At 61.8% G+C, this 14,633-nt stretch carries 11 protein-coding genes, 1 tRNA gene and 1 pseudogene; 5 read left to right on the plus strand and 8 right to left on the minus strand.

Annotated features, from left to right (window positions below):
* Positions 1–133 precede the first annotated feature (133 nt).
* A pseudogene (locus OO12_RS28910) lies at positions 134–211 on the plus strand (DUF2274 domain-containing protein); the annotation flags it as partial.
* Between the two features lie 233 nt (positions 212–444).
* On the opposite strand, the gene OO12_RS14165 reads toward OO12_RS28910, so the two are convergent.
* The 5 genes from OO12_RS14165 to OO12_RS14185 form a co-directional block, all read right to left on the minus strand.
* On the minus strand, positions 445–1,809 hold the full coding sequence (locus OO12_RS14165) for a tyrosine-type recombinase/integrase (protein ID WP_082006543.1): 1,365 nt from the start codon (positions 1,807–1,809) through the stop codon (positions 445–447).
* A 163-nt stretch (positions 1,810–1,972) separates the two neighbouring features.
* Positions 1,973–2,049: transfer RNA gene (locus OO12_RS14170), tRNA-Arg, on the minus strand.
* Positions 2,050–2,221: 172 nt separating this feature from the next.
* Positions 2,222–3,535 carry an ABC transporter ATP-binding protein gene (locus OO12_RS14175; protein WP_034159372.1) on the minus strand — a complete coding sequence of 438 codons (1,314 nt, stop codon included), beginning with the start codon at positions 3,533–3,535 and terminating at the stop codon, positions 2,222–2,224.
* A gap of 36 nt (positions 3,536–3,571) precedes the next feature.
* A complete protein-coding gene (locus tag OO12_RS14180) occupies positions 3,572–5,308 on the minus strand; it encodes an ABC transporter permease (protein ID WP_034159373.1) in 1,737 nt (578 codons plus the stop codon).
* 313 nt (positions 5,309–5,621) lie between these two features.
* A complete protein-coding gene (locus OO12_RS14185) occupies positions 5,622–5,885 on the minus strand; it encodes an SWIB/MDM2 domain-containing protein (RefSeq protein ID WP_034159374.1) in 264 nt (87 codons plus the stop codon).
* A 356-nt stretch (positions 5,886–6,241) separates the two neighbouring features.
* Here OO12_RS14185 and OO12_RS14195 point away from each other — a divergent pair, with 356 nt between their 5' ends.
* Entirely contained in the window at positions 6,242–7,351 is a 1,110-nt protein-coding gene (locus tag OO12_RS14195; protein WP_034159376.1) for an S-(hydroxymethyl)glutathione dehydrogenase/class III alcohol dehydrogenase, read from the plus strand.
* A 112-nt stretch (positions 7,352–7,463) separates the two neighbouring features.
* Here the strand turns inward: OO12_RS14195 and OO12_RS14200 are convergent, their stop codons facing one another.
* Positions 7,464–10,076, minus strand: coding sequence for a TonB-dependent receptor (locus OO12_RS14200; protein WP_034159377.1), 2,613 nt, complete (start codon positions 10,074–10,076; stop codon positions 7,464–7,466).
* 228 nt (positions 10,077–10,304) lie between these two features.
* Here OO12_RS14200 and folE point away from each other — a divergent pair, with 228 nt between their 5' ends.
* Genes folE through OO12_RS14215 form a run of 3 tightly spaced genes read left to right on the plus strand, consistent with a single transcriptional unit; the run spans position 10,305 to position 12,054 of the window.
* Entirely contained in the window at positions 10,305–10,925 is a 621-nt protein-coding gene (folE, locus tag OO12_RS14205) for a GTP cyclohydrolase I FolE (RefSeq protein WP_034159378.1), read from the plus strand.
* 6 nt (positions 10,926–10,931) lie between these two features.
* Positions 10,932–11,696, plus strand: coding sequence for an SDR family oxidoreductase (locus tag OO12_RS14210; RefSeq protein WP_034159379.1), 765 nt, complete (start codon positions 10,932–10,934; stop codon positions 11,694–11,696).
* Positions 11,689–12,054: a dihydroneopterin aldolase gene (locus OO12_RS14215; RefSeq protein WP_034159380.1), complete on the plus strand. Its 366-nt coding sequence runs from the start codon at positions 11,689–11,691 to the stop codon at positions 12,052–12,054. Before OO12_RS14210 ends, OO12_RS14215 begins: the two co-directional genes overlap by 8 nt.
* A gap of 355 nt (positions 12,055–12,409) precedes the next feature.
* Here the strand turns inward: OO12_RS14215 and OO12_RS14220 are convergent, their stop codons facing one another.
* The gene (locus tag OO12_RS14220; protein WP_034159381.1) at positions 12,410–12,817 is read right to left on the minus strand and encodes an OsmC family protein; all 408 of its coding nucleotides are present in this window, start codon (positions 12,815–12,817) and stop codon (positions 12,410–12,412) included.
* Positions 12,818–12,841: 24 nt separating this feature from the next.
* On the minus strand, positions 12,842–14,509 hold the full coding sequence (gene leuA, locus OO12_RS14225; RefSeq protein ID WP_034159382.1) for a 2-isopropylmalate synthase: 1,668 nt from the start codon (positions 14,507–14,509) through the stop codon (positions 12,842–12,844).
* Between the last annotated feature and the right edge of the window lie 124 nt (positions 14,510–14,633).

Here is a 14,633-nt window from a genome sequence, read left to right on the forward strand (position 1 = left end):
CGCTCGTGATCGACCACCATACGCACCGCGCGCTCGCGCACTTCCGGCGCAAACTTGTTCGTCGTCTTGCTCATACAGGCTCCACCTTCTCAGGAGTTGGAGCCTCCGGCAAACCCGGCGCGGTTCAGTTCCTGACCTGATACCGTCGATGCTTGCAGCCTTTCTGGAGAGCGACCGCGCATTTGCCCGTGCGCGATCGGGCGGGAAGTAGAAGTCCCGGACAGCAGGGGTAAACCATGACTCTTGCCAAGCAGCCGCGGAGTGAGCTGACAGCGACACCCGAGAACGTGACATCCGCGACGTTCATCACCTCGAATGAATTTGCATCGATAACACGCCTTTCGCGGAGACAAATCGATCGTCTCCGCAAGCGACGCCCGCCCGGATTTCCGACGGAATACGAACTGGGCAGCGGCAAAAGCAAACACGGCCGCTGCCCCCGGTTCAAACTCTCCGACGTGCTCGCCTGGGTGGAGACCCGCGCCCTCTGGTAGCGTGTCGGCGTGGCTGCCAGAGCAATTGCACTGGTGTTACCGAAGAGGAGCGATGCTCGGGCAAGCCCAGAGCTTCAGCGACACCGACTTGTCGAGCTATGCTGGCGATTTCGGCTTCCCATTTAAGAAACCATTCGCGCTTCTCGTCCTCGAGTTCATAGCCATCATAGATGCGCTCGAGGCCCTGTTTGGCATGGTTGAGCATCGCCTCAGCGGTTTCAAAATCCACCTTTAGCCGCTTGGTGTTTGAGCGCGCTGTGCGGCGCATGTCATGAGGCGTCCAGCGCTCAATCGGTCGCCCTGCATATTGGGACATGCGGTTCAACACGCGGTTGCGCGCCTTGTACCATCCGCAAAGAGCCTGCGGGCCATCAATTCTTGAAGAGGGAAATAGCCACTCACTGTTGATTCGAAACAGTGATTGTCCCCAAGGGCCGAGCGCGATCCGATGGACGCGTGAGTTTTTTGCGCGCCCCTCCGGGATCACCCACGTATCGACATGGAGTTCGTCGGATCTCGCCTTGGTTACCTCTGATATTCGTGCAGCAGTCAGGAGCCATAACAGCATCCCGCGTTGATAGGTTCGCGATTCGAGTGCGATAGCGCGCAGGAACCAGCCGATTTCGTCGAGGCTGAATTTGCGGGTTCGTGCCTCTTCGGCGAATTTTAGGTCGGTCAGCCGAGCGGCAGGATTGTCGGGGAGGGCGATTTCGGTGCCTCGAAGCGATGAGGCCCAACCAAAAAAGACCTTGAGTTCGGTTGCCAGGCGATTCGCCCGGATGCGGGCGACCTTGCCCTTGGCGAGAACGAGCTTCGTCAGATCGCGCTCGGTGATGTCATAGATTACCTTACCGCCAAATTTCGGCGCGATGTCACGATCATAGATTGCCAGCTTGTCGGCAATCGTGCGCGGCTTGTTACGGCGTTTCGCGCGAGAGGCGCGGCCCTCGCGCACCGCTTCCATGTAGAGAGCGTGTGCAAACTTCACGGTCATTTTAGCCCGATCTTGAGCGCTCCGTTCGACCTCACGTGGATCAACGCCGGCTTCGATTTGCTGGTTGAGGGCAGCCGCCCATGTCCGGGCAGCGGCAATGGTGTTTGCGGGGAATAGCCCCAGTGTCTTTTTAATTATTGTGCCGCAGCCGAGGATGCGGCGGCGGTAGAACCAGGTTTTCTTGTCGTTTGGCCGAGCTTCAATCCAAAGCCCAGGCGTTACCAAATCCGCCAACTTGCCGGTTGTCAGTGAGTCTATCGCAGCAGGTGTAAGCGTTTGCCGTCTTCCCATATCCGACTCCAAGTCGGCCCGGTCGATCAAAAATCAGGTCACAAATCGGGTCACAAACAGACCAAATCAGGTCACAAATCGGGTCACAAGAGCTGTCCAACTGAGACGAACTAGGTCGATCTCAGGCGAACCTCAGGTTCAAAGATTTGTGCTACGATCAATGACTTACGGGCCGAATCACGAGGATTCAGGGTGGTGCCCCCGGCGAGATTCGAACACGCGGCCTACGGTTTAGGAAACCGTTGCTCTATCCGGCTGAGCTACGGGGGCACTGGCGGTTTTCCTAGGTTTCCACGGCTCGGCGGTCAACCTGTCGTCGCAATGTGACCCCGATGGGTGATGGCGCGCAATCAGGTATGGCCGGTCCCGCCGCCTGTACCGTCGCAGGCACGGCGAACGACGGGACTGTCCCTTGGGATATATCCCCGAATGAGACCACGCATCAACTGGGATCTTCCAGGCTGAACCGATCGCCATCCTCGTCATAGGCGAATATCTCGGCATAGCGTCCCCACTGCGTTACGGTACGCAACGTCTCATCGGCATAGTCAGGCGACATATGATCCTCGAGCTCATCGCGAAAGCGGCGCGCCGGGGCGGTGTGGCCGGCGCGTTCGTCGAGGATACGGCGGATATGTCCGGCCAACGGAACATGGGCGAGCAGCGCCTGGGCGAACATTGCTTTGCGGTCGTCCACATCCGCTTCGGCATAGCGACGTGCTACCGCGGTCAGACGCAGTTCCGCGCCGGTCAATTCGGCAAAGCGCAGCAGTTGCAGCGTTTCCGCCATCGGGAACAGCTCATCGGTTTCGAGCTGAAGCTGGTCAGCGAGATCGGCCAGGCTGGCCGTGCCGTCAAAGGGTGCGGAATCCACTTCCTCGATCAACCCGGCCAGGGCGTTGGTGGAAACTCGGGGCAGCACCATCGCGATCCCCGTACCCGGAAACAGGCCGTCGCGCTGGGGCATGGCGACAGGCCGCGCCGTCATGCGTGCATAGATTTCGTCGACCAGCGCGCGAAAGGCGGGGTCGAGCCGGTCGCGCGGCTGCGGCAGGTCGACCCTGATCTCCGCCGCCACGCGTCCAGGATTGGACGAGAAAACCAGGATGCGGTCGCACATCAGCACCGCTTCCTCGATATTGTGGGTGACGATGAGCATCGACTTGATCGGCATGCGTCCTTCGAACCACAGATCGAGCAGATCGGTACGCAGCGTTTCCGCGGTGAGCACATCGAGCGCGGAGAAGGGCTCGTCGAGCAGTAGCAATGCAGGGTCGACCACGATCGCGCGGGCCAGTCCAACGCGCTGGCGCATCCCGCCCGAAAGCTCCTTGGGATAGGCATTCTCGAAACCGTCGAGGCCGATCAGGTCGATCGCCGCCAGCGCACGGGCGCGGCGCATATCGGCGGGCACGCGCCGCGCCTCCAGGCCCAGCTCGACATTCTGGAGCACGGTCAGCCAGGGGAACAAGGCGAAGGTCTGGAATACCATCGATATGTCGGGCGTGTTCCGGTCCGGATCGGGCGTGAAGCGCACACTTCCTTCATCGGGAGCGATCAGCCCCGCGATCGAGCGCAGCAGCGTCGATTTCCCCGAGCCCGAGCGACCCAGCAATGCGACGATTTCGCCGTCGTAAAGGGTGAGGTTCACATCATCGAGAACGGGGGCTGCGCGCCGCGCGGCGGTGCCGAAAAAGTGACGGAGGCGTTCGACCTGAACGAGCGGGCGCGACGCAATGGCGGTCTTGGTAGCCATGTCGGAACTCCTTGCATTACTTTGTTGCGCTTTGAATCAGGCGAGGCGCAGGCGGCGCTCCGCGAAGCTGTACATTGGCCGCCAGAGCAGCCGATTGAAGGCGATGACGAACAGCGACATCACGGCGATGCCGAGCGCCACGCGCGGATAATCCCCAGCGGCGGTCGCCTTGGCGATGAACGCGCCAAGGCCGGAGGCCTCGAGCTTCTGGTCACCCCATGATACCGCTTCAGCGACGATGCTGGCGTTCCACGACCCACCCGATGCGGTGAGCGCGCCGGTGACGTAGAACGGGAATATCCCCGGCAGGGCGACTTGCCGCCACCATTGCCAGCCGCGGACGCCAAACATGCCGGCGGCTTCACGCAAGTCGGTCGGGATCGCGCTTGCGCCCGCAATGACGTTGAACAGGATGTACCACTGCGTGCCCAGCACCATCAGCGGCGACAGCCAGACGTTCGGATCGAGCTTCCAATGCACGATCGCGATCACCGCGAACGGGAACAGCACATTGGCGGGGAAGGCGGCGAGGAACTGGGCGACCGGTTGCAGGCGCTCGGCCCATTTGGGGCGCAGCCCGATCCAGACACCGATCGGCACCCACACGATGCTGGCGAGAACGATCAGCACGAGGACACGCAGCATCGTTACGCAGGCAAGGGCGAAGACGGTGGCGGCGTCCTCCCAGCGCAGGGAGTGCATCACATAGCCAATGATCGTCCAGGTTGAGTAAAGCAGCGCGACCGCGATCAATACTGTCCAGACGATATCGCCGATGCGACGGACTTTCGGGTTCCGCGTCGCTGCGGGCCGCACTGGCCGGCCGCGATCGAGCATCATCAGCAGCCGTCCGAAACCGGTAACTGGTGCGAACAGGATCGGCAGCAAATGGGTGCGCCGGAACAGATCATAGGCCCAGGAGCGCGGGCGTTCGGTGCTCGCGGTCTGTTCGAAACGGAAACGGTCGGCCCAGGCGACCACGGGTCGGAAGACGAGTTGGTCATAGAGCAGGATGACCACGCCCATCGCCGCCACGGCCCAGCCCACGCTGACAAAGTCGCGATGATCGATCGCGATCGCCAGCCATGAGCCGATGCCAGGCAAGGTGACGGTCGTGTTGCCGACTGTGATCGCTTCCGACGCGACGACGAAGAACCAGCCGCCCGACATCGACATCATCGCGTTCCACACCAGTGCCGGTGTCGCGAAGGGCAGCTCCAGCCGCAGGAAACGGCGCAATGGCGACAGGCCGAACCCGCGCGACACTTCCTCAAGGTCGGAAGGGACCGAGCGCAGCGACTGATAGAAGCTGAACGCCATGTTCCAGGCCTGGCTGGTGAAGATCGCGAACACCGCTGCGCATTCGACGCCGAGTTGCTGGCCCGGGAACATCCCCATGAAGAAGGTGACCGTGAAGGTCAGGAAGCCGAGGATCGGCACCGACTGGAGGATGTCGAGCGCCGGCACGATGATCTGTTCGGCACGGCGGCTGCGTGCCGCCAGCGTTGCGATCACCAGCGTGAAGACCAGCGAAGCGCCCAGCGCCGCGAACATGCGCAGCGTCGTGCGCAGCGCATAGCCCGGCAGGTTCCACGGATCGAGCGTCACCGGCGCGATGCGCAGCTGTGACAGCGGTTCGGCGACGCCTTCGGCGCCGCGGATAATGAGTATGGCGATCCCGGCCAGAAGCAGGAACGCGATAATATCGGCCCGGTTCGGCCCGCGGCGCAAGATGCGCGAAAATGGACCAACGCCCCGGGAAATCGGGGGCATTTCTTTCATGTCTCACCTCGTCGGACGCTGCTGCCAGCGCCCCGGTGAGACTGAAGGATCAGGCTCGGCGGGAGGCCGTCAGCAGCAAGGACAATCGACTACTGTCGCTTGGCATTATTCGGTTGGCTTTCCTGATCGTCGGCGCGAGTCGTCAACAAGGGCGCGGGTGCTCCCGCAGTGCAGCATTGTCAAGCATCGAAGCTCTTGCGGCCCGGGTGACATCCGCAAAAAATCGGGCCCGGACAGCGAGGCTGCCGGGCCCGATCAGTTCGACTGAGCGACGCCGAGGCATTTGCCCCGCGCCGCTTCAAGGTCACGCCTTGACGTGTTGCGCGATATACTTGTTCATTTCGAACATCGTGCACTTGTCGCGGCCGAACACCTTCTTCAGCTTGTCGTCTGCCAGAATCTCGCGCTTGTTGGCGGGGTTCTGGAGATTGTTGGCCTTGATGTAGTCCCAGACCTTGCTGATGACCTGGCTGCGGGGCAGCTTGTCGTTGCCGACGATCGCGCCGAGTTCGGGCGATGGCTGCACCGGTGCATGAATGCCGCCGGTCTTGGTGGGGGTCGTCGCCATATGAAAGTCCTTCCTGATGTGCCGTTCAAGCCGACATCGATTCACGCCTTCTTCAGCGCGCGCTCCTTGTGCGCTGCCTTTCCGCGCTTGTCACTCTCTACCATAGCGTCCCGATCACCCTTCGTCGCAGAGAAGGGGCGGCTCCCGATCCGACGCCCGCCCGCCCGCTCTTTCATGGCCGTGCCGCCGGCGGTGCCGTGGTCGGATTTCCGGTTCGTCTCCGTACTGCCATTCCGAGCGCGGGAAGGCCGTGACGCAAAGACAGGAAAAGCCCGCATTTCCGCCATTCTCAGCCTCATGCTTGCGTTGTCAGCGCCAGCGCGGCATCTGACCCGCACAGCTTGAAAGGACGACTGATGAAGACCCGTGCCGCCGTTGCGTTCGAAGCGAAAAAGCCGCTCGAGATCGTCGAACTCGACCTCGAAGGACCGAAGGCGGGCGAAGTGCTGGTCGAGATCATGGCGACCGGAATCTGCCATACCGACGCCTACACGCTCGACGGACTCGATTCGGAAGGCCTGTTTCCAAGCGTGCTTGGCCATGAAGGTGCGGGAATCGTGCGCGAAGTCGGCGCCGGCGTGACGTCGGTGAAGCCCGGCGACCACGTCATCCCGCTCTACACCCCCGAATGCCGCCAGTGTAAGTCGTGCCTGAGCGGCAAGACCAATTTGTGCACCGCGATCCGCGCAACGCAGGGCAAGGGACTGATGCCTGACGGCACCACCCGCTTCTCCCATAAGGGGCAGCCGATCTTTCACTATATGGGCTGCTCGACCTTTTCGAACTTCACCGTTCTGCCCGAGATCGCGGTGGCGAAGATCCGCGAGGACGCGCCGTTCAAGACCAGCTGCTATGTCGGGTGTGGCGTGACCACCGGGGTCGGCGCGGTGGTCAACACCGCCAAGGTCGAGGTCGGCGATACGGTCATCGTGTTCGGGCTGGGCGGGATCGGCCTTAACGTGTTGCAGGGCGCGCGGCTGGCGGGTGCGGGGATGATCGTCGGGGTCGATATCAATCCCGACCGCGAGGAATGGGGCAAGCGCTTCGGTATGACGCATTTCGTCAACCCGAAACAGGTCGATGGCGACATCGTCGCGCATCTCGTCGCGCTGACCGACGGCGGGGCCGATTATACGTTCGACTGCACCGGCAACACGACGGTGATGCGCCAGGCGCTGGAAGCGTGCCACAGGGGCTGGGGCACCAGCATCATCATCGGCGTGGCCGAGGCGGGCAAGGAAATCAGCACGCGGCCGTTCCAGCTGGTCACGGGGCGCAACTGGCGCGGCACCGCGTTCGGCGGGGCGAAGGGCCGCACCGATGTGCCGAAGATCGTCGATTGGTACATGAACGGCAAGATCGAGATCGATCCGATGATCACGCATGTGCTGAGCCTGGAAGAGATCAACAAGGGTTTCGACCTGATGCATGCCGGCGAGAGTATTCGTAGCGTCGTGGTCTATTGAATCGACGATAGCCGGTGGGTGTGAGGCCCGCTGGAAAAGCAAAAACCCCCGGCGCGCGAACGCCGGGGGTTTTTGTTTGGCCGGGGACCGGCGAGCCGCCCCCGATGCCGGGTCAGAACGATTTGCGGATCGTCATGCCATAAGTGCGCGGCTGGTTGGGATAGCCGCTATAGCTGCCGTCCTGTGCCACTGTCGGGAAGGTCCCGATCAGTGAATTGTTGTTGGTCAGGTTGCGCGCCCAAGCCATGACTTCCAGCTTGGCGTTGACGAAGGTTACACCGAGGCTGGCGTTGACGTTGTTGCTGCCCCAGGTCGACAATCCCGGTGGGGTGGTCTCGGTCAGTTGCGTCTTGCTGGTGTAGTCATATTCGCCGCGCAGATAGGCGTTGATGCCCTCTGCGAGATCGTGGTTGACCGTTGCGGAGGTCGACAGGCTCCATTTCGGGATACCAGCAGGACGGTCGCCCGTCAGATCGCGAAAGTTCGGCCGTAGGCCCGTCGCGGGATTCACCGGGCAACGTACCGTATCGTAGTTGACGCAAGCCGCGCCGGCGAAGGAATCATATTTTGGGTCGAGATATGTCAAGCCGCCGGTCAGTGCCAGGAACGGTGCGGGGGAGTAAGCCGCATCGATTTCGAAACCGCGGACCGACTCCTTGCCAGCATTAACCAGGCTATAGCCCAAGCCGGTAAAGGCGTTGGACTGGAAGCCCTTGATCGACTGTTTGAACACCGCGAGGTTGAAGTAACCGCCACGGAACTTGGCCTTCAGCCCGGCTTCATAGACTGTCACTGATTCCGGATCGGCAGAGCGGCCAACGCCATTCAGCGGTGGGCGGCTGTCCGAGGAGAGGTTGTACGCGCCGGCCTTCCAGCCGGTCGAATAGCTGACATAGGCATTGATGGCACCGAGATCATATGCGGCGCGCGCCGCATAGGTAACCTTGTCGCCGGTCAGGACGCCTGATTCATTGGCATTGGGAAAATTGACCGGGCCATGGTTCGGCGTGTTGCCATAGAAGAATTGCAACGCATTGAGACCGAAGGGGTTAGTGCCGGCGCGTGAAGCGGGGCAGGGTGCCGAGCCAGGTCCCGGCAGCGATCCGCCGAGCGACGCGCCGAACAGATTGTTCGGTACAACGCCGCCATTGGCCGCGGGGTTATAACCCTTTTGCAGCAAACAGCCGGCGATCGAGGCCGGAAGCGCCGCGAACGGAATGAAGTTGAGACCTGGAACATTTTCCAGGTTCAGCTGCGAGAACCGATCGTTCAGTACGACATTCGACCTCGCTGCTTTGCGGTCGTTGAGATAGGCGAGGCCACCGGTCAGCGTGAGCCGGTCGGTGATCTTATAATCTACCTGACCGAAGATCGAATAGGACCGCTGCTTCATCGAATAATTGTCGGCGAGGCCCTGGCCGGGTGCGAAGTAATAGCTGCCTGGCGTAACCGCAGGATTGATCGCATGTTGCAGCGATTCGAGCGCGAAGAGCAGGCCGTTGGTGCCGCCGGTCAGTGCGTTGAGATAAGCACGCGCGTCCTTGCCGAAGCGGATGTCACGACCCGTTTGCAGCTTTTCGTCCTGGTAGAAGCCGCCGATCAGCCAGCTGAACGGGCCGTCGGTATTCGACGCCAGGCGGATTTCCTGCGTGAAGGTCTTGATATGGTTGGAGGTCTTGTTGGACGAAATGTCCGCACCGGTGAAGTCGATGTCCTGGTTCGATTGATTGACCTGATCACGATAGGCGGTGATCGATGTCAGCTTGGCGAAGCCCACATTCCAGTCGATCTGGCCGCTGACGCCTTTGCCGACCAACCGGTTGGCCGGGTCGGTGTTGAAGATCACGCCGCGGTCGAACGTCTTGGTCGTGTCGGAAATCGCCCGGCCCAAGCTGCCGATCGCGAGTGTGGCGGGGCCGTTGAAGATCGACACCACGCCGCAGCAACGTTCCTTGATCAGGTTATAGTCGCCGATGATGCGAAGCGAGAAATCGGACGATGGCTCGAACAGGATGTCGCCGCGAACCGACCAGCGGTTACGATTATTGATGTCGCTGCCGGTAGTGAGGTTCTTGAAATAGCCGTCGCGCTCGTTGAGGCTGCCCGACAGACGGAAGGCGATGGTGTCGGTCAACGGACCGGTCACGGTCGCCTTGGTCTGCATCAGGCTATAGTTGCCGACGCTGATTTCAGCCTTGCCGCCCCAGTCGAATGACGGACGCTTGGTGACGATGTTGATCGCGCCGGCCGACACGTTCTTGCCGAACAGGGTCGATTGCGGGCCGCGCAGCACCTCGATGCGCTCTATCTCGGGCAGATCGTCGAGCGCCGCTGCGGTACGGGTGCGGTAGACGCCGTCGATGAACACCCCGACCGAGCTTTCGATACCGTCATTGCCGTTGCCGTTGCCGAAGCCGCGGATGATGAAGTTGGTCTGGCCGACCGCGTTGAACTGCGACACTTTCAGCGACGGGACGACTGACTGAAGGTCGATCAGGTCGCGAATCTGCGATCGCTCGATGGTTGCGCTGCTGGTGACCGCGACCGAGATCGGCACATCCTGCAGCGTCTGTTCGCGCTTGGTGGCGGTGACGATGATGTCGTCGCTGGTGTCGGTTGTCTGGGTATCCTGCGCGGCAGGGGCGGAATCGGCGGTTTGCGCGGTTGCCGGTACTGCATAGATCAGTGCCAATGCAGATGCGGCAAGCAGTTCATATTTCTTCATAAACATCCCCTCGTGTTTACGTTGCCGATCTTTTCGTCGGCTGGCACGTTCGTAAAATCGGTACGGTAATCTGCGCTGCGTCGATTCGGACGTCAATGGCGTTTCATGCGGGAATCTGCGGGGTTGCGGCACAGTTGCCTAAATGAGACAGTCGTTGAATCGAACATCGTCACGCCGGAACGTCGCTTGCCGTAACGTCGCCTGCGAATCGCCGCGAAGGAATCCCGAATGCCTGATCTGATCGCCAGCCCCGATGATGGGGATCTTGTCGCCTCGACACCGAAGATTCCGGTGCCGGACGATGTCGCGGAGGCCGTGCGGACGCTGATCCGCTGGGCCGGTGACGATCCCGCCCGTGAGGGGCTGATCGATACGCCGGCGCGCGTCGCGCGGGCCTGGAAGGAATATTGCCAGGGCTATACCGACGATCCCGCGCACCATCTGTCGCGCGTGTTCGAGGAAGTCGGCGGCTATGACGAGATCGTGCTGCTGAAGGACATCCCGTTCCAGTCGCATTGCGAGCATCATATGGCGCCGATCATCGGCAAGGCGCACATCGCCTATCTGCCGAGCAACTGGGTGGTCGGTATCTCCAAGCTGGCGCGCGTACTGCACACCTATGCGCGCCGCTTGCAGGTGCAGGAAAGGCTGACCGCGGAGGTCGCCAATTGCATCTGGGACAATCTCAAGCCGGTCGGCGTCGCGGTGGTGATCGAGGCGAACCATGCGTGCATGAGTGCACGCGGCGTGCGCACCCCGGGGGTGGCGATGGTCACCAGCCGAATGATGGGGGTGTTCCGCGAGGATGAACGAAGCCGCAAGGAAGTCCTTGCCCTGATGGGCTTCTAGCGCCGCGTGTCGGATTCGAACCGAACCGTTCTGGTTACCGGAGGCGCGCGCCGGATCGGCGCGGTCATCGCGCGCCATCTCGCGGGGCAGGGATGGCGCGTCGCGATTCATCACTGGAGATCGCATGACGAGGCCGAGGCACTGGCCGCCGAACTGCCCGGCGCGGTGGTGGTGACCGGGGACCTTGCTTTGCCGGCCACCGCGCAGGCGCTGGTCGACGAAGTCCGCGACCTGTTCGGCGCCCCGATCGCCGGATTGGTCAATAATGCGTCGATCTTCCACTTCGATCGCCCGCCGCTGTCCGACGGCAATGCGATGGCCGAGCATATGGCGGTCAATCTGACCGCGCCGGTGCTGCTCGCCTCGGCGATCGCGGCGCAGGACGATCTGACGGATGGAGCGGTGGTCAATATCCTCGACCAGAAGGTCGCCAATCTCAATCCCGATTTCTTCTCGTACAGCTGTTCCAAGATCGCCCTGACCGGGGCGACGGCGATGCTGGCGCAGGCACTGGGGCCACGTATCCGGGTCAATGCGGTGTCGCCGGGCCTGTCGCTGCCGAGCCTCGACCAGACCGAAGCGGAGTTCGCCGCAGTGGCGAGTCGGAACCTGTTGCAGCGCCCGGTCGATACTGGCGCGATCGCCCGGGCGGTCGATTTCCTGCTCACGGTACGGGGCGTCACCGGGCAGAATATCTTCGTCGACAATGGCCAGCATTTCCTGCCGCGCGAGAGCGATGTGATGTTCGAAACGAGAGCGGCGCATGGCTAAGGGCACGCGCTTCGCGACGATCCTGGATGGCCTGGAGGTCGTCATGGGTCTTGGTATCCATCCCGAGGAGTTGGCCGCGCCGCAGCGCGTGATCCTGAACGTGCGGCTTGAGGTCGACTATCCCGTGCCGCCGGCTGAGGACCGGATCGAGGCGGTGCTCGATTACGACTTCATCCGCACCGGTATTCGCGAACTGGTCGCCGGGCGCCATTTCAACCTGCAGGAGACTTTGTGCGAAGCGGTCGCCGCGCTGTGCCTGCGCGATGAACGCGTGTGCGAAGTGACGGTGCGGTCGTCCAAGCCAGATATTTATCCCGATGCGGCAGTGGGGTGCGAGATCGTGCGGGCGCGCGGCTAGCAGCCTTGGTTCGGCCCTGAACTGCCCTGTTTTCACCTGATATGGCCGGGTAGTTTTTCCTCGCCTGTTAAGTTGGATATTCGGTGAAGGATTTTGGTTGTTAGTCAACGACTTGATCGGCGCTCACCTGTTATTGAATAACAGGTCGATAACAGGTCGATAACAGGTCGATAACAGGTCGATAACAGGCTCTGTTTCCAGCATAGCAGGTCACCTGTCTTCGATCGCCTCACGATGAGAAAGAGCCAGCCCGACCCGATCAGGGTATGACCGACGCAAGATGGCATAGATCATATATGGTATTGAATCGGCGCCGTTAGATGCCGCCAGATCGGATCATCGGTGAGCGGGTCGCTCAGCCCCAGGAAAACTCGATCGGTATCTGCACGTCCGGATGCATGCTCTTGTGCACCGGGCAGCTATGCGCGGCCTCTTCCAGCTCGTGCCGATGCTCGGGGCTAAGGTGTTGCGGCACATCGATGCGGACCGCCAGCTTATGCACCCGGCGCACCGGTGCGTTGGCCATTTCCTTTTCGACGATTGCCGTCGCGCCGCCGATATCGATGTTCAGGGCACGCGCCTTGATGCCCATCACGCTCAAGATGCAACTGCCCAGTGCGGTCGCCAGCAAGTCGGTCGGGGAGAAGCTCTCACCCCGACCCTGATTGTCCTTCGGCGCATCGGTGGTCAGTTCGGTACCGGACTCGCCATGGACAGCCTTGCAGTGCAGATCCCCCTGATATTCGATATGAACAGCGGCCATCGATAAATCCTCCGAAAACAGCGCTCAGACGGCATTCGCCGCACTCAGCGCCGCGCGCACCGTCGCCGTCGCGACATCGACATCGATACCGACCCCGAACACCATCCGCCCATCGGCGGTGCGGCATTCGAGATACGCCGCCGCCTGCGCCTGCGCGCCAACGCCGATGGCGTGTTCGTTATAGTCGATCACATCGAGATCCACGCCGCAATCCTCACGCAGCGCGTCGAGCACGCCGGAGATGAGGCCATTGCCGCGCCCGCTGATCGACCGTTCCTCGCCGTCGAGCCGGACGCGGCCGACGAACGTACGCGGTGGGCCGCCGCCGGGGGCGTGGTTTTCCTGATAGTCGATCAGCGCGAAGCGGTCGCGGCCCGAGGGCAGATAGGCCGCGTCGAACACTTGCCAGATATCAGCGGCGTTGAGCTCGCGGCTGGTTTCGTCGGCATAGGCCTGCACATGGCGGCTGAAATCGGCCTGGAGGCGCTTGGGCAGTTTCAGGCCCTTGTCCTGTTCGATCACCCAGGCGACACCGCCCTTGCCGGATTGCGAATTGACCCGGATCACCGCTTCATAGCTGCGGCCGAGATCGGCCGGGTCGATCGGCAGATAGGGGACTTCCCACAGTTCGTCGTTGCGCGCGGCCTGCGCAGCGAAGCCCTTTTTGATCGCGTCCTGATGGCTGCCCGAAAAGGCGGTGAAGACCAGTTCGCCGGCATAGGGCGTGCGCGGATGGACCGGCAGGTTGGTGCAATAATTCACCGTGCTGACGATTTCATCGATGTCGGAAAAATCGAGTTTTGGATCAATGCCTTGTGTGTACATGTTGAGCGCGACCGTCACCAGATCGCAATTGCCGGTGCGCTCGCCATTGCCAAGCAGGCAGCCTTCCACGCGGTCAGCGCCGGCCATCAGGCCAAGTTCCGCCGCTGCCACGCCGGTGCCGCGGTCGTTATGCGGGTGGAGCGAAATGACGATGCTGTCGCGGTTGCGGATGTTCTTGCCGAACCATTCGATCTGGTCGGCATAGATGTTGGGCGTGGCGCATTCCACCGTCGCGGGCAGGTTGAGGATGATCGGATGATCGGGGGTGGGGCGCAGAATCTCCATCACCGCTTCACAGACCTCGACCGAGAAATCGAGTTCGGCGGTTGAGAAGGTTTCGGGGCTATATTCGAAATGCCAGTCGGTGTCGGGCTGGGCGGCGGCCTGGTCGCGCAGGATCATCGCGCCCTCGACCGCGATCTGGCGGACTTCGTCGCGAGTCATGCCGAAGACGATCTTGCGCCACGCCGGGCTGACCGCATTGTAGAGATGGACGATCGCCTTGGGCGCGCCGCGCAGGCTGGCGAAGCTGGTTTCGATCAGGTCGCGGCGCGACTGAGTCAGCACCTGGATCATCACATCGTCGGGGATTCGGTCATTCTTCACCAGCCCGGAGATGAAATCGAACTCGGTGGCACCGGCCGAGGGGAAGCCGACTTCGATTTCCTTCAGGCCGACCTTGACCAGCAAGTCGAAAAGGCGCGTTTTCTTCTCCGCGTCCATCGGATCGATCAGCGCCTGGTTGCCGTCGCGCAGATCGGTGGAGAGCCAGCGCGGCGGTTGCATGATGGTGCGCGAGGGCCATTCGCGGTTGGGCAAGTCGATCTGGGGAAAAGGGCGGTATTTTACGGAAGGGTCACGCAGCATGGCTTCGGGTCTCGCAATTTCGCTTGTCGTCGTTTGGGCGGCGGCATTTGATTTTGTGGGGATACCCCACGGTCCCTTAGGCGGGTCGCGCGCGCCCGAGGCGCGCGGCGAGGGTCGCGCCTAA

The organism is Sphingomonas sp. ERG5 (assembly GCF_000803065.1).
Taxonomy (GTDB): domain Bacteria; phylum Pseudomonadota; class Alphaproteobacteria; order Sphingomonadales; family Sphingomonadaceae; genus Sphingomonas.